The organism is Clostridium sp. YIM B02555 (assembly GCF_022320955.1).
GTDB classification, from domain to species: Bacteria; Bacillota; Clostridia; order Clostridiales; family Clostridiaceae; genus Clostridium; species Clostridium saccharoperbutylacetonicum.
Map to the genome: position 1 here is coordinate 81,326 of NZ_JAKJJY010000018.1, position 19,502 is coordinate 100,827.

15 protein-coding genes and 1 other annotated feature are annotated in these 19,502 nt (G+C 29.1%); of the genes, 4 read left to right on the forward strand and 11 right to left on the reverse strand.

Annotated elements, in window-relative coordinates; all coding sequences use genetic code 11:
• Nucleotides 1-91: 91 nt before the first annotated feature.
• From L3B98_RS20930 to ileS, 3 genes are all read right to left on the reverse strand, one after another.
• Nucleotides 92-1,465, reverse strand: coding sequence for an MATE family efflux transporter (locus L3B98_RS20930; protein WP_015390230.1), 1,374 nt, complete (start codon nucleotides 1,463-1,465; stop codon nucleotides 92-94).
• A 134-nt stretch (nucleotides 1,466-1,599) separates the two neighbouring features.
• Nucleotides 1,600-2,598, reverse strand: a complete 999-nt coding sequence (locus L3B98_RS20935) for a LacI family DNA-binding transcriptional regulator (protein WP_015390229.1) — start codon at nucleotides 2,596-2,598, stop codon at nucleotides 1,600-1,602.
• 294 nt (nucleotides 2,599-2,892) lie between these two features.
• Nucleotides 2,893-6,006, reverse strand: a complete 3,114-nt coding sequence (gene ileS, locus L3B98_RS20940) for an isoleucine--tRNA ligase (RefSeq protein WP_238918108.1) — start codon at nucleotides 6,004-6,006, stop codon at nucleotides 2,893-2,895.
• A 223-nt stretch (nucleotides 6,007-6,229) separates the two neighbouring features.
• Nucleotides 6,230-6,476: a binding site (T-box leader), on the reverse strand.
• A 142-nt stretch (nucleotides 6,477-6,618) separates the two neighbouring features.
• Here ileS and L3B98_RS20945 point away from each other — a divergent pair.
• On the forward strand, nucleotides 6,619-6,834 hold the full coding sequence (locus L3B98_RS20945) for a (2Fe-2S)-binding protein (protein WP_015390227.1): 216 nt from the start codon (nucleotides 6,619-6,621) through the stop codon (nucleotides 6,832-6,834).
• A gap of 76 nt (nucleotides 6,835-6,910) precedes the next feature.
• On the opposite strand, the gene L3B98_RS20950 is transcribed toward L3B98_RS20945, so the two are convergent.
• The gene (locus L3B98_RS20950) at nucleotides 6,911-7,966 is read right to left on the reverse strand and encodes a cell division protein FtsZ (RefSeq protein WP_015390226.1); all 1,056 of its coding nucleotides are present in this window, start codon (nucleotides 7,964-7,966) and stop codon (nucleotides 6,911-6,913) included.
• 385 nt (nucleotides 7,967-8,351) lie between these two features.
• Between L3B98_RS20950 and L3B98_RS20955 the strand changes: the two genes are divergently transcribed.
• A complete protein-coding gene (locus L3B98_RS20955; RefSeq protein ID WP_077359698.1) occupies nucleotides 8,352-9,065 on the forward strand; it encodes a helix-turn-helix domain-containing protein in 714 nt (237 codons plus the stop codon).
• Nucleotides 9,066-9,162: 97 nt separating this feature from the next.
• On the opposite strand, the gene L3B98_RS20960 is transcribed toward L3B98_RS20955, so the two are convergent.
• Complete coding sequence (locus tag L3B98_RS20960; RefSeq protein ID WP_077359696.1) at nucleotides 9,163-9,882, reverse strand: 2-phosphosulfolactate phosphatase family protein; 720 nt, start codon at nucleotides 9,880-9,882, stop codon at nucleotides 9,163-9,165.
• Nucleotides 9,883-9,916: 34 nt separating this feature from the next.
• Nucleotides 9,917-10,846 (reverse strand): TIGR01212 family radical SAM protein, encoded by a 930-nt coding sequence (locus tag L3B98_RS20965; RefSeq protein WP_238918109.1) that lies wholly within the window; start codon nucleotides 10,844-10,846, stop codon nucleotides 9,917-9,919.
• Nucleotides 10,847-10,978: 132 nt separating this feature from the next.
• Here L3B98_RS20965 and L3B98_RS20970 point away from each other — a divergent pair, with 132 nt between their 5' ends.
• On the forward strand, nucleotides 10,979-12,040 hold the full coding sequence (locus L3B98_RS20970) for a transporter (RefSeq protein ID WP_238918110.1): 1,062 nt from the start codon (nucleotides 10,979-10,981) through the stop codon (nucleotides 12,038-12,040).
• Nucleotides 12,041-12,315: 275 nt separating this feature from the next.
• Nucleotides 12,316-13,296: a radical SAM protein gene (locus tag L3B98_RS20975; RefSeq protein ID WP_238918111.1), complete on the forward strand. Its 981-nt coding sequence runs from the start codon at nucleotides 12,316-12,318 to the stop codon at nucleotides 13,294-13,296.
• An 83-nt stretch (nucleotides 13,297-13,379) separates the two neighbouring features.
• On the opposite strand, the gene L3B98_RS20980 is transcribed toward L3B98_RS20975, so the two are convergent.
• From L3B98_RS20980 to murI, 5 genes are all read right to left on the reverse strand, one after another.
• Nucleotides 13,380-16,571: a S8 family serine peptidase gene (locus tag L3B98_RS20980; RefSeq protein ID WP_238918112.1), complete on the reverse strand. Its 3,192-nt coding sequence runs from the start codon at nucleotides 16,569-16,571 to the stop codon at nucleotides 13,380-13,382.
• Between the two features lie 131 nt (nucleotides 16,572-16,702).
• Nucleotides 16,703-17,368 (reverse strand): helix-turn-helix transcriptional regulator, encoded by a 666-nt coding sequence (locus L3B98_RS20985; RefSeq protein WP_238918113.1) that lies wholly within the window; start codon nucleotides 17,366-17,368, stop codon nucleotides 16,703-16,705.
• 1 nt (nucleotide 17,369) lies between these two features.
• The gene (locus L3B98_RS20990; RefSeq protein WP_015390218.1) at nucleotides 17,370-17,741 is read right to left on the reverse strand and encodes a DUF3783 domain-containing protein; all 372 of its coding nucleotides are present in this window, start codon (nucleotides 17,739-17,741) and stop codon (nucleotides 17,370-17,372) included.
• Between the two features lie 57 nt (nucleotides 17,742-17,798).
• Nucleotides 17,799-18,323 (reverse strand): peptidylprolyl isomerase, encoded by a 525-nt coding sequence (locus L3B98_RS20995; RefSeq protein ID WP_238918114.1) that lies wholly within the window; start codon nucleotides 18,321-18,323, stop codon nucleotides 17,799-17,801.
• A 105-nt stretch (nucleotides 18,324-18,428) separates the two neighbouring features.
• Nucleotides 18,429-19,205 carry a glutamate racemase gene (gene murI, locus L3B98_RS21000; protein ID WP_238918115.1) on the reverse strand — a complete coding sequence of 259 codons (777 nt, stop codon included), beginning with the start codon at nucleotides 19,203-19,205 and terminating at the stop codon, nucleotides 18,429-18,431.
• Nucleotides 19,206-19,502: the final 297 nt, after the last annotated feature.

The window sequence follows — 19,502 nt, forward strand, 5'->3', positions numbered from 1 at the left end:
TAATTATTTACATATAAAAATAAGTTTATCTCAAAATATTTTGGATAAACTTATTTTCATATTTTAACATGAATTATATTTGTATTAAAATTTAATTTTCAAATATAATTTTTTCTTTGTCATTATTTTCTTTCACCTTTTTTGATACTTTTGCAAAAACAATTAATGTAACCATAACTGACAAAATGTCTGATGTTGCTCCAGCAATCCAAACTCCATCCAATCCCTTAAACACTGGTATTATAAGCATACAAGGGATTAATATTATAACTTGGCGCAACAAACTTAAAAACATTGAAATTTTAACCTTGCCAATAGATTGAAAATAGTTTGTAATTATAATTTGACATCCCACTAGTGGAAGCATTACAAGAAATATTCTTATTCCATGTGCCGTAACTTCTATAAGAGAAGAGTCATTATTAAATATTACAACTAATTTTTCAGCAAAACCTTCAATAACAATAAAACCAATTGATACGATTATTGTTGCAGCAATAATCCCATATCTTACAGCCTGCCTAACTCTATCATGTCTTTTTGCACCAAAATTATACCCTATTATAGGTTGAAGACCTTGATTCAATCCAAAGATAGGCATTAAAAATATTAATGCAACACTATTTATAATTGTCATTGCACCAACTGCTATATCTCCACCATATGTTTGCAATGAATTATTGGCTACTACTTGAACAGCGCTTTGTGAAAGTTGCATAATAAATGGACTTATTCCAATTGCAAAAATACTTAACACAATTGCTTTATCAAGTTTTAAATTACTTCTTCTAATCTTAAGAACACTAGAGCCCTTGGTAAAGTAATATAAAATCCAAATACTACTTATTAATTGTGCAATAACTGTTCCAAGTGCTCCACCTCTAACACCAAGTCCTAACCCAAAAATAAATATTGGTTCTAAAATTGTATTTATAACTGCACTTGTTATCATAATCATCATTGCTATTTTAGGACTTCCATCACTTCTAATTGAGTGAGTAAGACCAAAACTTATCATATTAAATATGCATCCCATGAAGATTATTTGAATAAATTCCCTACCAAAAACTATAATATTATCACTTGCTCCAAACATTTTTAACAGTGGATCTACAAATATAATTCCTAGTATTGTAAGTAAAATACTTATAATAATTATTAATGAAAAAGCATTTCCTAAAAGTTTTTCTGCCCCTTCTCTATCATGTTCCCCAAGTTTTATTGATACCTTTGTAGCTGTACCAATCCCAATTAGCATTCCAAACGCCAATATTATAGTCATTAACGGCATTGTTATTCCAACACCGGCCATTGCTAATTCTCCTATCCCTTCAATATGTCCAATAAATACTCTATCAATTATGTTATATAAAGTATTAACCAACATACCAATAACTGCTGGAATCGAAAATTCTAATAATAACTTACCTACACTCATTTCTTCTAATCGTTTTTGACTATTCATTAATATCCTCCTTGATAATTAAAAGCTTTCAACTAATCAAAATAAACCTTATTCTAACATTGTTTAGTTGCTGTTGCAACTATAAAAAAGGTAGTGCAACTACGCCCTACCTTTAATTGTAACCCTTGTTGAAATTAAATCGTACTTTCTCTTTCAATCAATTCATGTTCTAAAACATAATGTGGTTCTTCTAGTTCTTTTTTATTTAAAAGTTTTATAAGCATTCTCATAGCTACTGATCCCATATCATAAGTTGGTTGTGAGATTGTAGTAATCTTTGGATAGAATATTGATGCAGCAAAATTATCATTAAATCCAACTACACTTACATCCTTTGGAACTTTTAACTTATTATCTCTTAAAGCATTTATTGCTCCCATAGCAATATCATCAGATGCACATACTACACCTTTAAATTTTTTCTTATCCTTTAAGAATTTTTGTATTCCTTCATACCCGCTCTTTACTTTCATTGACTCAAAATACACTAACTCTTGATCTATTTTTATGCCTGCTTCCTTCATAGCCTTTTCATATCCGATAAATCTATCTCCCCAAGCATTTTCACTATCTTTACCAACACCTATGAATGCAATTTCTTTTATTCCTTTTTGAATTAATAACTTTGTACTATCATAACTTGCTTTAACGTTATCAATCGTTACACTTGGCAGTACACCTTCTCTATCTTTAGTTTCAACCAAGACAGTCTTTACATCTAATTCATTTATTAAATCTAATATTTCTGAATTAAGAGAGATACTCATATAGATTACACCGTCAACCATTTTTTCTTTGAGTACTCTTAAGTATTCTTTTTCTTTTTCTATGTCCAAGTCTGAATTACACAATATTATATTATAATCATAAATATTGGAAACATCCTCAGCACCTCTCACAATTTCTGGGTAAAATTGATTTGATATATCTGGAAGTAAGATTCCTATTGTTTTTGTTCTTTGAGTTTTTAAACTTCGTGCAACTATATTAGGTCTATATCCAAGTTTCTTTATTGCATCTAAAACTTTTTTCTTTGTATCTTCATTTACTACATCGATATCATTTAAAACTCTAGAAACAGTTGCAATTGATACTCCAGCTTCCTTTGCAACATCCTTTATAGAAGTAGCCATTATTAATTCCTCCTTTGAATTTTTCTAGATATTTCTATTATACTAACATATTACATTATAAATCAACAAAACTTATAATAAATTTTTATTATATCATAAGTTTTGTCAAAAATCACAGTTTCTAACCTTATATTTGTAACTTTGTTTAATTACTTAAAAAAATATTAAAAATAATATGTAAAAATAGTAATAAAGTTAATTTATGCTTACTTAATTCGAGTTTCATTTTGTGTAGATAGATATTATAAAATAGCTAGGAATTTCAATAAGACTTGAAATTCCTAGCTATATTAACTATTTTATAACTTCTACTGTCATATTTAATATTTCACCATTAATAGCCGCTTCTGAATAATCAGCTTCTTTGTTATAAATAACTTCATTAGTTAAAGTTTCTTTCTTAATTGTTTCTTCAAACTTCTTAATAACTTCAACTAACATATCATTATTTGCTACATAAAGCTTTATCTTATCTGCTACTTCAAAACCTTTATCTTTTCTCATATTTTGAATCTTTGAAATAATTTCTCTTACATGACCTTCTTCTTGAAGTTCTGGTGTTACTGTAGTATCTAAAACAACTCCTAGTTCACCTTCACCTGCAAATGCATAACCTTCTAATCCCTGCATTGTAACTAAAAGATTTTCGTTTGTAAGAACTATTTCTGTATCATTAACAACTATAGTTTCGCTTTCACCATTTTGAATCTTTTGAGCTAATTCCATTTGATTCTTTTCCGAAATTGCTTTTTTGATCTGAGGAATTAATTTACCATACATTTTACCTATAACAGGTAAGTTTGGTTTAATTTCGAAGTTAACATATTTAGAAAGGTCAGCTCCTAATTCAACCATCTTGATATTTAATTCTTCTTTTACTATATCTCCATAATACTCTGGAAGCGATTTTGTTGAAATAAGCAATTCTGAAAGTGGCTGTCTATTTTTAATGTTAGCAGCATTTCTAGCACTTCTTCCAAGCTTAACTAATGTATAAGCTAAATCCATTTCCTTTTCTAATTCTTCATTTATAGCTTCCTTATTTACTTCTGGCCAGCTACATAAGTGAATACTCTCTGGAGCATTCTTATCAAGATTTAAAACTAAGTTTTGATAAATCTCCTCTGTCATAAATGGTACAAATGGTGATGCTACCTTAACTAAATTAACTAACACTTTATATAATGTTACATAAGCACCAATCTTATCATCTGTTAATTCTTGTGTCCAGTATCTAGCTCTGTTTCTTCTTACATACCAGTTTGATAACTCATCTGTAAAATCTTCAATAGCTAACGCTGCTTGAGTGATCTTATAAGTGTTTAATCCATCATCAACTGTTTCAATTAATGTATTTAGCTTAGATATAATCCATTTATCCATTACATTTTCTGAAACAAAATCTGCATACTTAGTTGGATCAAAATTATCTATTTCAGCATATAACACATAGAATGAATATACATTCCATAAAGTTCCTAAGAACTTTCTTTGAGTTTCTGCAACGTCATCAACTGAAAATCTTGTTGGAAGCCATGGAGCACTTGCAGTGTAAAAATGCCATCTTGTAGCATCTGCACCTTGACTATTTAGCACTTCAAATGGATCAACAACATTTCCCTTAGACTTAGACATCTTAAGTCCCTTTTTATCTAATACGTGACCTAGTACTATACAGTTTTCAAATGGATTTGTATCAAATAAACATGTTGATAGTGCCATTAATGTATAGAACCATCCTCTTGTTTGGTCAACAGCTTCTGATATAAATTGAGCTGGAAAATTCTTTTCAAATTTTTCTTTGTTTTCAAATGGATAGTGCCATTGTGCAAAAGGCATTGATCCTGAATCGAACCAACAGTCAATTACTTCATTAGTTCTAGTCATTTCCTTCCCACAATCAGGACATTTTAACTTGATTCCATCTACATAAGGTTTGTGCAATTCTATACCTTTGCAGTCTGTAGTTGCCTTTTCTTCCAATTCAGTTCTGCTTCCAATGCAATCTCTATGACCACATTCACATTGCCATATTGGAAGTGGTGTCCCCCAGTATCTATCTCTCGAAATACCCCAATCAATAACATTTTCAAGGAATTTACCAAATCTTCCTGTTCTAATGTTATCAGGATACCAGTTTACTTTATCATTATTTTCAAGTAACTTATCTCTCATTTGAGTCATTGCAACGAACCAGCTGTCTTTTGGATAATATAAAAGTGGTGTATCACATCTCCAGCAATGAGGATATGAGTGAAGATGTTTATGCTTATCAAATAACTTATTATTTTCTTCTAAGTAATTACAGATACTTTCATCACACTTTTTAACAAACTTTCCTGCCCATGGAGTTACTTCTGAAACAAAATTACCACTTGCATCTACTAAATTTACAAATGCAATACCATTTTGCTTTGCAACAAGACTATCATCTTCACCATAAGCTGGTGCAATATGTACTATACCAGTACCATCTGAAAGTGTTACATAATCTCCATGGATTACTACAAACGCTTTACCTTCAACTTTAGCAAAAGGCATTAATTGTTCGTATTCAGTACCTAATAATTCTTCACCTTTATACTCTTTAATTACTTCATGTTCTAAATCTTTAAGAACTGTTCCTATTAAGTCCTTAGCTAATACATAAACTTCATCACCGACTTTAACATCAGCATATGTGTAAGCCTTATTGATACATAATGCTAAGTTAGATGGTAATGTCCAAGGAGTTGTTGTCCAAGCAAGTATATACTTGTTTTCTTCTCCTTTAACTTTAAACTTAGCTGTTGCAGTTAAGTCTTTAACATCCTTATATCCTTGAGCAACTTCATGAGATGAAAGAGCAGTTCCACATCTTGGGCAATAAGGCATTACCTTATGACCTTTGTATAATAAGCCTTTATCCCATAATTTCTTTAGTGCCCACCATTCTGATTCAATATAATTATCATGGTAAGTTACATACGGATCTTCCATATCAACCCAATATCCTATTTGATGTGACATATCTTCCCATAAGCTAACATATGAGAATACACTATCTTTACATTCTTTAATAAACTTTTCCACGCCAAAATCTTCAATTTGTTCTTTTCCTGAAATTCCAAGCTTCTTTTCTATTTCTAATTCTACAGGAAGCCCATGAGTATCCCATCCTGCTTTTCTTAGAACTCTATGGCCCTTCATAACTTTATATCTTGGAATAATATCTTTCATAACTCTAGTTAAAATATGACCAACATGAGGTCTTCCATTTGCTGTTGGAGGTCCATCATAGAAAGTGAAATACTCTCCATCCTGATTAGAATCAAAGCTCTTTTTTATAATATCTTTTTCCTTCCAAAGCTTTGCTATGTCTTTTTCGATGTTGACGGTACCTTTTGACGAATCTACCTTGTTGTACATTAAAAATCCCCTTCCTTATAATCAGTTTACAGTTTACAATTTACAGTTGCTAGGATAAAAAACGCTTCGCATTTTTTATATATTATTTTTTTAAAGCTTATTATTCAATATTCCTGAGACCATTAACTGCTAATCACTAACCTTATACTTTCTAAATTCTTATTTTTTAGTCCTTATAGACTTTAAAAATTCTATGATTTTTTGTAAATAAAAAAACTCCATCCTAAAGGACGAAGTTGAATTCGCAAACCACCTAAGGCTAAACATTTAAACAAAAAATTAAATGTTTAAATTCAAGTACTAACATACTCTATCCTTTAACGCAGGCTGTACGTGATAACTTATTCAGCATAAAGCTTTTCAGTCTCCAACTCCTAGGTGATTTTCTCCTAGACTTATTATAGCTTTGCACCAAACAGCTACTCTCTAAAAATGTCATCCAAGATACTTTTCCTAATCATAGTCTTTTTATTGTAATAATTATATATTAATGATTTTTAATTGTCAATTATTGAAAAACATTAAATAAAATTTATTAATAAATTCTATTGACCAATTTAAAATGAAATGATTTAATTATCTAAAATAACTATCTGCAAAGGAGAGTTTTTTATGGAAAATGATTTAAATGAAGCTATTTTAGATAAATTAACCAAAACTTGTACCTGTAAGCTAATTACTAGAGCTAAAATCAAAGAGGCTATTAAAAATGGTGCTTCAACTGTAGAAGAAGTTCAAAAAGCTACAGGTGCCGGAAGTGGTAATTGCAAAGGAAAAAATTGTTCACCAAGGATTTATCAATTAATCAAACAATATAACAATAAATAAAATTATGAGTGGGTATTTCACTAAAACTAGTCCAACATCCACTCATATTTATGTCTTATATTATATCATGCAATGACTATTCAAAAGAAAATTCTAGCTCTCCACCATCACCTACATGAGAGTCTTCTATTCCACTATTATTTTCTTTAGTACTACCTTCATCATCAAAATCTATAATTAAACTTCTCTTTTTAGATCTTTCCAACTTTCTCTTAGATTTATCATCTAATGCCATTTTTATTAATTTAATTGATTTTGTAGGAGTTTCGCAACCTCCAAGAACAACTACATTAAAGTCATTATTGTATGTGATATAAGTACTTCTATAAACTTCAAAACTTTTAGCAATTTCATTTGGATCATAACCATCGATTTTTAGATTTATACCTAAATAATCACAATCATATGTATCTGGTTGCGCAAATATACTATTTTGTATAGCTAAATCTATAGCACTCTTTGCATCTTTTAATCCATCATAAAGTTTAAAGACAAGCCCTGATCCATCTGCTGTATTTATTCTCAATGAATCTTTCCTATCAATAGTACCATCAATATGCGTTCCCATTAGATTATATGCCAAATCTAAATTATCAACCACTTCATTGTTTATCTCTTTATATGTATTTCTTTTATTATTATCAACAAACTTAATATCACTTATCAAATCCATTATACTGTTAATATCATTCCAGCATTCTATAGTGTTTCTTAATGATAACTGATCTTCAGTTAAACTTGGTAAAATTGCCACCACATTTATTTTTGTTGTAGGTATGGCAGCAGATGCTATTTGTATAAACGTTTTAATTGCACCTGATCCTGTCCCACCTGCCATGCTTGTAAAGACAACCATAACTTCTGTTTGAGGATATTTTCTTAATAAAGTCCCTATAGCATTTGCATTATCTTTTATCATTTCTTTTGATTTAGTACGATCTCTTCCAGAGCCATCAGTTCCTGGATATAAATAAACATTTTTGTCGATATTTGCATTTTTTAACGGCTTAATATCAAACAAACTACTATTGAAAAATAATCCATTATAACTTTTATTCTTACTCAATAAACCATCTACTACATTGCCAGCACCTTGTCCTAATGCAACTAATAATATTTTGCTCTTTTCCATAACTTATCCTCCCAATTATTTAATTATAACAAATTTATCCTATCATTTTGAATATTTATTATTTTTTATTCTCTATATTTATTATATAATATTAATATAGCTATATTAACAATTATAATTTTATACTATACTGGCAGAAATTTAAAGTACAATTATTTATAATCTGATTAATTTCAACAATAAAAAATTAAAATACTCTGATTTAGTAATAATTAAGTTTATTATAAGTAAATTTAATTACAGATTTTAATATTATAATAAACTAATTATATAATTCTAGGCATTTTCTTAAATTATTAAATTATATTAGGGGTTTTATATGACATTTAATTAATCATACTAATTTGTTTTAATTTGAATTTAATTAAGGGGGATTTAATAAACTATGAATTCTGAAAATGCACAAATAAATATTGATGAAGAAGTTATAATAAAAAAGAAAAAAAGAGGAGATTTATCATATTATACAATTAGTCAGGTATCTTCTTTACTAGATGAAGAAGACAAAAATATACTCTATTATACCAACGTTTTTGATAATATTTTACAAATAGAAATATCAGATAAAGAATTACGATATACAGCTAGAGATATAGATAAACTTGAATTCTTAATTAAATTAAAGAATAAAGGAATGACTATTAAAGAAATTCAAAATTACTGCCAAGAATTTCAGTTAGATATTGGTACTATGATACAAAACAAGGAAAATAAAGAAATTGAAGACTTTAAAAAATATTTAGCTGACAAGATTACTGAAAATAATCAATTATTCGTTCAAAAAGTTGCTGAAGCAGTAGTTCAAGAACAAAATAAATACATGGAAAATCTTAAAGATACTATTTTAAATGAACTTAAGGATCACATTGACTCTAAATTTCGTATAGAACATAAAACTGAAGAAAATTCGTTAGAAAGCACTATAACTACACAACTTAATGAATTTAATCAATTATCCATATCTAGAGATAACAATTTGATAAATGAAATTAAAAAATTTAAGAATGTAATTGAGCAAGCTTATTACATTCAAAATGAAGTTCAATCTAAAAAAACTGGATTATTATCAAAATTATTTAAAATTATTCATTCGAGATAATTACGAACGGATCAAGAATATCCTTAATTTCTTGATCCGTTCGTTTTTTATTTAAAAATAATTTTATTTTCTTATTAATTTAAAATATAGATTCTGTTTAAATTAATATTGTTATCTTATTATCTTTATACTCTGGAACTATATCTATAATACTTTTTTTAGTGCAATAACTAATGTCATTATCCAAATTTAGAGCTTTCATAACTGAATAATGCGTTGCTTGCTTTACATAACTCATTATCTCTAAATTTCCTTCATATATTATATTAGCTGTCTTTGCTATATCCGTAAGTTCTAACTTTTCACCATAAACTAACATTTCATTAATTATATACCCACTGCAAATATAATCATCCATGGAAAAATTTCCATTGGTTCCTGCATTTATAATAACTGCATCTTGATTTAATTCAATTAATTTTTTAGCTACTGCCTTTGCATTTATCATAGCACCTATTAATATTCTTCCTGCAGACTTTGATCTAGCAAGCGTCCTAGTTCCATTTGTTGTTGTAAATAAAATTTTCTTATTTTTTACAAGCTCTTCTGTGTACTCTAATGGAGAATTAGATAAATCAAAACCATCTATTTTGACAGCATTACGTTCTCCTCCTAATAAGTAATTTTCTCTACAAATTTTATCCGCAGCCTCCAAGGTTTCTTCTATTGTCAAATATGGAATAACTTCTTCACATCCATTACTTAACGCTGTAACTATTACTGAAGTTGCCCTAAACATATCAATTACTACAACAACCTTATCCTTAATTTTACTTTCCACTATATCATTAGCGGATATTATAATATCTACTTTCACCATGTTACCCCATTTCTAAATATAATAAACTTAATTACGCCTTAAAATTCTTTCCTTGCCATAAATCATTTTCTTCCATAACCTTATCTATTGAGTTAAGCACTTCCCATTTTTTCAAACTCCACCTTGGTCCAATTAAAAGGTTTCTTGGTGCATCTCCTGTTAGTCTATGAACTATCATATCTTTTGGCAAAAGAGTTATTCCCTCGGTTATTAACTCAATATAATCTTCTTGTGATAAAAATTCTAGCTTTCCTTGCTCATACAACTTAACCATAGGTGTATTCTCCATTAGATGTAACAAATGAAGTTTAATTCCCTTCGCACCTGAATGAGCAATGTAATTTATAGTTTTTAACATATCAGCCTTAGTCTCACCTGGTAATCCTAAAATGTCATGAACTACTACATCAATATTTTTTTCCGTTAACTTGATCATTGCTTCTTCAAAAACTTCAAGCTTATATCCTCTGTTTACCAATTTTGCCGTTTCATCACTATACGATTGAAGTCCAAGTTCTATCCAAAGATAAACTCTATTATTTATTTCCTCTAATAAATCTAAAATATCATCATCTAGACAATCTGGTCTTGTAGCTATTGCAATAGCTACAACATCTTCCTGCTTTAATGCCTCTTCATATTTTTTTCTAAGCTCCTCAACTGGTGCATATGTATTTGTGTAAGCTTGAAAATAAGCAATATACTTTCCATTCTTCCACTTCTTAGCCATCATATCTTTAATATTGTTAAACTGTTTTGTAATAGATAATTCCCTATTACCTGCAAAATCTCCTGAGCCTCTTTCACTGCAAAAAAGGCAGCCTCCACTACTTATCTTGCCATCTCTATTAGGACAAGAAAAACCTCCATCTAAAGATATTTTAAATACCTTTTCACCAAATTTATCTCTTAAAAAATAATTTAAACTATGATATCTTTTACCATTCCAAAAATTATTCATATATCCTCCGTAAATTTAAAATATTACTATTTCTAAATAAAAAACATTTCTTTAATATTGTAACATTTAAAGAATAAAATAAAAGTAACCCTTATATATTATTACAAGGAATATTCTTTAGGGGGATAAACATTGAAAAAGGAATTAACTAAAATCTTTCAGGTTGCCACAGTATTTATCGGCACAATTGTTGGTGCTGGCCTTGCTTCTGGAAGAGAAATTACAGAATTTTTTACTCAATATGGAATAGAAAGTTTTTTAGGTATTATAGCCTGTGGAATTTTCTATATTCTAATAAGTTCTATAATTTCTAAAATAAGCATTGATCATAATCTTAATTCATATAGTGATGTCATGAATATAGTAAGTCCAAATATACTCGGTAAATTAACTGGTCTTATAACTACATTTTTTCTTATTTCCAGCGCATCTATAATACTAGCTGGAAGCGGAGCTTTAATTAATCAATTTTTCCAACTACCAAAGATAATTGGTTCATTAATTATGATTTTTATAGCTGTGATTTTTTTATTAAGAGATACAGAAGGTTTAATAGAAGTTAATTCCTTTATCGTTCCAGCATTAATAGTTACTATTACCCTAATTACAGTCTTATACTTTGCCTTCTGCAAAGATATAGTTACATTTAAAAATATAGCTAATTTTCCACCTAAAAAATCTGGAATTCTTATGTCTACAATATTATATGCAGGCTATAATACGCTTTCTGCTTCTGGAGTTCTAGTTCCAATAAGTAATCAAATGAAAAAAACTAAGATAATGATTACTGGAGTAATTATTGGTGCAATTGGTCTCACCATACTTTGCTTAATGATAAATCTGTTATTAACTGTTAATCAACCATATATATATAACTATGAAATTCCATTACTCTTTGTGGCCAATAGATTTGGTAATATAATTCAAGCTTTATTATTGGTTATTATTTGGCTAGAGATGTTTTCAACTGAAGTTTCAGATATCTATTCAATAAGCAAAACTTTAACTAATACCTTTAATATTGAATTTAAAAAAGGCATATTTATAGTTATAGCTTTTGCTCTTATAATTTCTCAATTTGGCTTTGGAAACTTAATTAACAAGTTATATCCTATGTTTGGCGTATTAAGTTTAATATTTATATTTCAATGTATTTTATTTTATTTTAAACATAATTGCAATTGTGATAAATAAAGTATAGTTAAATATATAAGTTACAATTAATATTACACATCTCAATTTAAGAATATCATAATTAATTGATAACTAAAATTTGATAATTGTAATATATATAACTATGATATAATTTGTTTTAGATAAAATTATATCAGCACCTGAAAATAAATAACAAGTTAAAAATTGCTAATATAAGTTCCGATGTTGCAAAATAGTTCCGTATTGCAGCATAGCTGCTATTTCTAGCAGTGCATAGCTGCTCTTTTTAAAGGTGCATAAAGGAGTTAGTATATATGACCAATTCAATTAATACAATCGACAACAATAATTTAAATATGCTTAATGAATGTAAACTCTGCAATAGAAACTGCAAGGTTAATAGAAATAATGATGAAACTGGATTCTGCAAAGCTTCAAATAAAGTAAAAATTGCCAAAGCCTTCTTGCATCCTTGGGAGGAGCCACCTATTTCTAAAGGAAATGGATCAGGAACTGTATTTTTTTCTCACTGTAACTTTAATTGTGTGTTTTGTCAAAACTATGATATAAGCCAAGGAATTACTGAAATACAAAATCCAAACTGCAAAACTTCAGTTATAGGAATAGATGTATCTATTGAAAGACTTTCTGAAATATTTTTTGAACTCCAAGAAAAAGGAGCTAATAATATAAATTTAGTTACACCAACTCACTATGTTCCTCAAATTATTGAAGCATTAAAAATTGCCAAAAAAAATAATCTAAATGTACCTATACTTTATAATACAAATGGTTATGATTCTATCGAAGCGATCAAAGCACTAAATGGATATATTGATGTTTACTTACCAGATTTTAAGTACTTTAATGATAAATATGCATTAAAATATTCTAAGGTAAGCAACTATGCTTCTAATACCATAAAAGTCATTGATGAAATGGTAAATCAAGTTGGTACTCCTAAATTTGATTCCGAAGGAAGAATAATTAAAGGTGTTATTGTACGACACTTAATGCTCCCTGGACTTCTTTTTGACTCAAAAAAAATAGTTGATCTTCTTTATAACAGATATGGCAACAATATATACATAAGTTTAATGAATCAATATGTTCCTATGTTTAATGCCTGTAATTATCCTGAAATAAATAAGAGGCTTAATCCAAAACATTACGATAGTTTAATAAATTATGCCTTAGAACTTGGGGTTACAAATGGATTTATTCAAGATGAAGGTTCTAATACTACAGATTTTATTCCTTCCTTTAATTTAGATGGAATATTAAAATCACAATAGATTTTTATAATAATATTAATTTAACATTAAAAGAGTTGGCTATGAATTTCTTAGTCAACTCTTTATTATTAACAACTTAAAAATTAGTAATAAAATTTTGGTATTCCTCTTTTATTATCTACCCCAGGTATAATTGGCGGAATAAATTCATTAATTTCTAACAATCTACTAGATTCAGTAGTTGTAAGCTCTGCAAGTTTCGTTACTCCAACGTAAACATCTGATATCTTATACCAAGTTGCATAATCAACTATACCAGTTTGCGGTAATGTAAATATTTGTTGAAATGTTTTTACTGCATCTGCAGTTTTTTGAGTATACTGACCATCTTCAGCTTGTTTTGGAATCAATGGATAATTCCTTGCTATTCTATTTAATTGGCCTTGTATTGTTCTTACATCTTGCCCAGACGATCCAATAGATAATGCATTTCCTGGGTATGACTGAGGACTTCCTACTACCTTTTCAGCAGTAACTAATTCAATATCACTTCCATAGTAATTTTTTAATATATCATATGGCACCATACCCTGCTGTGCTAATTCTTGGCTACCCCATTGACTTAGCCATTGTGGACAAGTAACACTCTTTCCATCACAGTATTGTGTAAAAAGTGGCTGTTTCTTTCCAATTCTTCTTACATAAGTAGAAAAGATTTCATCTACAACTTGACTTATACTATCATAAATGTTTCTGCCATAATTAAATGCATGATCATAGGCTGTAGAGCTTGTAATGTCAAAATTCTTACCTTTACCTCTATACCATTCCGTGAAAATTCTATTTAATGTAAAAGATATTATACAAAAAATATTTGCCCTCAATGCTGAATTATTCCAAGTTGAGTATATTTCACAGGAAGCAACATTTTTAATATAATCTTTAAATGGTACTTTATAATTTGGAGCTGACGGATCATTTGGACTTCCTTGATGAACAATAATATATTCTGGCACTATAGGTTGAGGAAGCACAACTCCTGATGTTGGTGGTGGTAATGGTTTGTCTACCTCTTCTGGTATCTTAGGTGGAAAATTACCATTTAATGTATTAGGCTGTATATTTATAATCTCTTGTCGCATATCACCTCTTCCTAGACTAATTTCTAAATTACATATTTGATATGCTACCTGAGTGGGAAATACTTGACAACCTCGTATTACTATTGGCTTAAATCCGTTTCTCTCAACAGTTATGTCATACATACTATATGGTATCTGATTACTATTTTTATTTAATGAATATTCTAATGGTGGTGCGGCCAATTCTATTTCTGTTGTTAATCCTATCGAATCTGTAATTAACTCAATGCTTTTAATGTTTTCAGTCCCTTGGGTTCCTTGGACGGTTATCTTAGCCCCATCAATTGGAATATAGCTATCCCCTCTAAGACACCGAACTTTTAATCTCCCTTTATTACTCATAGGATTTGTATTACTTGTACTCTCCATATCTTTCCTCTTTATATTTTTTCTCAAAATATTATATTTATTATCTTTTATATTTGTTACTGATACACCCTTATGAACTTTATCTCCTCTTGATAAAATTGCATTTAAATCTGCCTCCAATAAACTTATGCTATCAAAAGCACACACTTCTCCGTAACCCCATAAAGGATTAGGATATGTTACATCTATACGCCTTCTTCTAGCTCCTTTTATTAAATAATATTTTAGCCTTTGGCCAAATAAATATGGATCATTTCCTTTGAGTATTCCCCATTGCATCATTAGCGCACATATTCCCGCTACTTGAGGTGCTGCCATTGAGGTTCCTGTTTTATTATCATATCCTCCATTTGGTACTGGTCCAACAATATCTTCCCCTGGTGCAACTAAATCCGGCCTTGTTAAGTTACCTTGATTTATGACTCCTCTCCCGCTAAATGAAGAAAGGTTACCAGTTCTATAATTATAACTCCCTACAGCAATTATATTATCAACAGTCGCTGGTATTCCTAAAGTATTATATTGAATTGGTTCCATAAATTTTGTACTAGGATTAAGCCCTTCTAAAACAGGAAGCCATATAGAATACCCGCCTAAATATTCATTTAAAACATTAATTTCTAAAGTCCATACACCTTCAATAAGATACTCTGTTCTTGCTGAAAGAATAATTTTTATTTCACTTATTAATTCAAATGGTTTTGGTCCTGCAACATATATATCATATCTATCACGCCCTATAGCACCTTGAATATATCCTTCCTGTATAGTAATATTTCCGCTATTTTGTCCCGTTGGATTTATTATACTTACTGATATATTAGGAAGGATTGGCTTATAAAAATTCATAACTATTGTCTTCTCATCACTTCCTATATTAAAAGTCTCCCTTTGAGTTTTTATTAACTCACCACCAACATGATGTCCTGCATCTCCCTCATTTCCTGCAGCAATAGCAATTGATACTCTCTCTAAATTTGATACAGTTCTTATATATTGTTCTAGTAAGCTTCCTCCGTCATGTGCCCCATCATTTGTGCTCAAACTTAAACTAATAACTAAAGGCATATTTAATTCTTTGCTTTTATCAAGTAGAAATCTAATCCCTTGCATTATTTGTGAACTTAAAATTGCAGTACCTCTAGCAGCCTTGACCATTGCTATCGATGCATTGGGAGCCACACCTTTATACATTTGATTGATATTACCTCCAGCACATGCTATGCCAGCTACATGAGTTCCATGACCTGTATTATCCAAAGATGGAACTATTGAATATGGGTTAGGTGATTTTATTGCCTGATTTATAGTTTCCTTATTATAAATAGTTCCACCTGTGCTTAAATCATAAATGTATTCTATTCTAGTGGTTCCAGCAATATTCATAAATGCTGGATGAGTATAATCTATCCCTGAATCTACAAATCCAACTAATACACCGTCTCCTAAAACACTATAATCAGAGTTAACTTGAAGAATACAAGATACTCTATTACTTGCCTCATCTTGTTCATATAAATTTTTAGGTAATTCAATATACTGAATCGTATTACTTAAGGCTAATTGCTCTAACCTATCCCTAGGTATATTAATTACTGCGAAACTATAACCCAGATCCTGAAACTTTCCACCTAAACTTTCAATAAAAGCTCGTGTTTGTTCTGGCGTATCTCTATATAAAATAATAAGTTCCAACATATTATTCTGATTTTCCTGCATACTATATTTATAACCCATTTGATCTAATATTGCTTTTGGTACATTAGTTAATAATCCTATCGATGCATCAGTTTTAGAAGATATATCACTACCTATTTCAGGCATAATAATCACATCCTGTATAAATATATATTTAAGCATACTATACAAATGAAATATTTATGCAATAAAAAATAGAGAATAATTCAAATATTAGCTATTCTCTATTTATAATTTACTATTTAATTATTTTGATGTTATAGCGTAATTTCAACTTTTTCAAGTTTAGCGATTACCTCTATTTCTTTTAATTCCATAGTTTCAGTAAGTAAATTTCCTGCATTACTTACCAAAAGTACTTTTGAATTTCCTAAAACTTTTACTTGTCTTATTTTTCTTTGTCCTTTATAGTCAATTAAAAAGAATCCATTATTGCTTACTTCTTTTATGCTATGAGCAAAAGCAATATCTCCCTTTAACATTCTAAATCCATTCATTTCATCATCTTCTATTTCAAGATAAAATACTTTATCTTGTGGATAGCCATCAATTTTATTAGAATGAACTGGCATTTCTTTAGTGCCTTTTTTATTTGATAAAGAATAATTATATATTGGTACACTTCTAAGTACAGATGAAAATGCATCAGTCCAAAGTTCTGAGTTTTCATTTTTCTTTGGAATTTCTTTGAAAGTTTTCTTTTCCTCCATAAGAATTTCATCTGTTACAACCATACTTATATCATTCAAATCAGCCTTTAAAACTTTTGCAGCTTTATCTATTAATCCCTCTGAAGCAACTTTTCTTCCCATTTCAACTTCATTCAAAAATTTTTCTGCTACACCTAGCTTCTTAGCTAAAGCTTTAGCTGTCATACCACTTTTTTCTCTAGCTTGCTTAATATTTTCTCCTACACGACTCACTTTACTTTCTCCCCTTTTGCTGTGTATGATACCATTCTCTCTCCTCAATTAAATGTTCGAGTAAATACTTAAATGTCCATTTATTATTTTGAGGTGTAGATACTGCTAATACACCACCTTGTAAAAATCCTCTAATATATCTAATGGTATATTTTAATTGTTCATCTTTAAATCCATTGAAAATTAGTGCCTTTTCACTTAATGGCAATTCATCATAAGAATTTTCATCTAACTTTTCATTAACAATACTTTCTAAGGTCATTGAAGTCATATTATTTTTTATTTCTATTACCTTTATATTTTGGCTTTCGATCTTACTAATCTCTTCTTCACTTAATCCATACGCTAACACACATTTCTTACTTTTAGCCATTTCAAGCACCCCATTTCTTTAACTTATCCAAAAGCTCAATGATTAAAAATATATTTTTTATTCTTCAATTATTTCTGGCTCTTCTAAATTCTCACCTTGCATATCTACTGTAATACTCTTTATAACTTGATCTTCATAAGGTCTATCCGACATATCTGTCTTTTGAGCCACAATCTTATCAGCAACTTCCATTCCTTCAATAACCTTACCAAATGATGCATATTGTCCATCTAAGTGTGGTGCATCTGCTACCATTATAAAGAATTGACTTCCTGCTGAATCTGGATGCATAGCTCTAGCCATTGATAATACTCCTTTTGAATGCTTTAGAGTATTTTTAAATCCATTAGATGTAAATTCTCCTTTTATAGAATATCCTGGGCCTCCTATTCCACTGCCTTCTGGACATCCACCTTGAATCATAAAACCTGGAATTACTCTGTGGAATATTAATCCATCATAAAAACCTCTATTAATTAAATCTACAAAATTTCTCACTGTATTTGGAGCTATTTCAGGGTATAATTCAGCTTTAATTACTCCACCATTTTCCATAGTCATTGTAATAATTGGATTTTTCATTTTTTTAAGTTCTCCTCTCAATATACATATTAATAAATATTATTATCTAAAACATAAATTTAAATTCATGAACTCTTTATGTGTTACATATGAATAAATTTATATTTATAAGTTAATTAGATTATAACAGAAATCTATAATTTTATTATCATTTAAAGAATTATAAATTACTATATTTCCTTTTTCTTTTGAATCATTAATTAAATCCTTCTCCTTTAACTTTCGTTTTAGTTCTTTTGCTGTCCCTTCACCACCATCAATAAGTGGTATATCACTTCCAACAACATTAGACAATGCATTCTTTACAAATGGATAATGTGTACATCCTAAAACAACTGAATTTATATCATTTGCTAAATATTCCTTAAATTTTTCTTTTAGGTAAGTTTCTAATTCTTCACCTTCTAATACCCCTTGCTCAATGAATTCTACTAATCCGGCGCAAGGTAATGATATTATACTGGCCTCATTTCTATATTTCTCCATTAAGGCTTTAAACTTTTTTTCTTTTAACGTCATAGGAGTTGCCATTATTATAACATTTCCTTTTCTATTTAGCTTTACGGCCGGTTTTAAAGCTGGTTCTATTCCTATTATCGGAATAATGCTACTATATTTATCTCTAATATCCTCAATTGCAGCACTAGTTGCTGTATTACACGCTATTACAATTGCCTTAACATTTTTATCTAATAAAAAATCTACTGCATTTAAAGTAAGTTTTTTAACTTCTTCCAATTCTTTAGTTCCATATGGAGCATTTTTTGAATCTCCAAAATATACAAAATTTTCGTTTGGCATTATAGAAATTGCTTCCTTCATTACACTCAAACCACCTACCCCTGAATCAAAAAATCCAATAGGTTTATCTTTATTATCCAAAACTATCCTCACTCCATTTTTCCAATTTACTAAATAAATAAAGTAATAACATTATTTATCTAGTAAATATTTTATTACTTTATTTATCTGCTGTCTACCAATTCAAGTAATGATGAATTATAGCAAGTTATATAAAAATTTCTTTATCAGCATTAATATTTGAATGATGATTTATTTACAAAAGCAATTTATATAATACAATAAAAATATGTGTTTTTTGTATTATTGTTTATTTTTATGTTATAAAAGATTATGATTTTAACATTATTTTCATGTGAGTAGTATAATCTTACATAA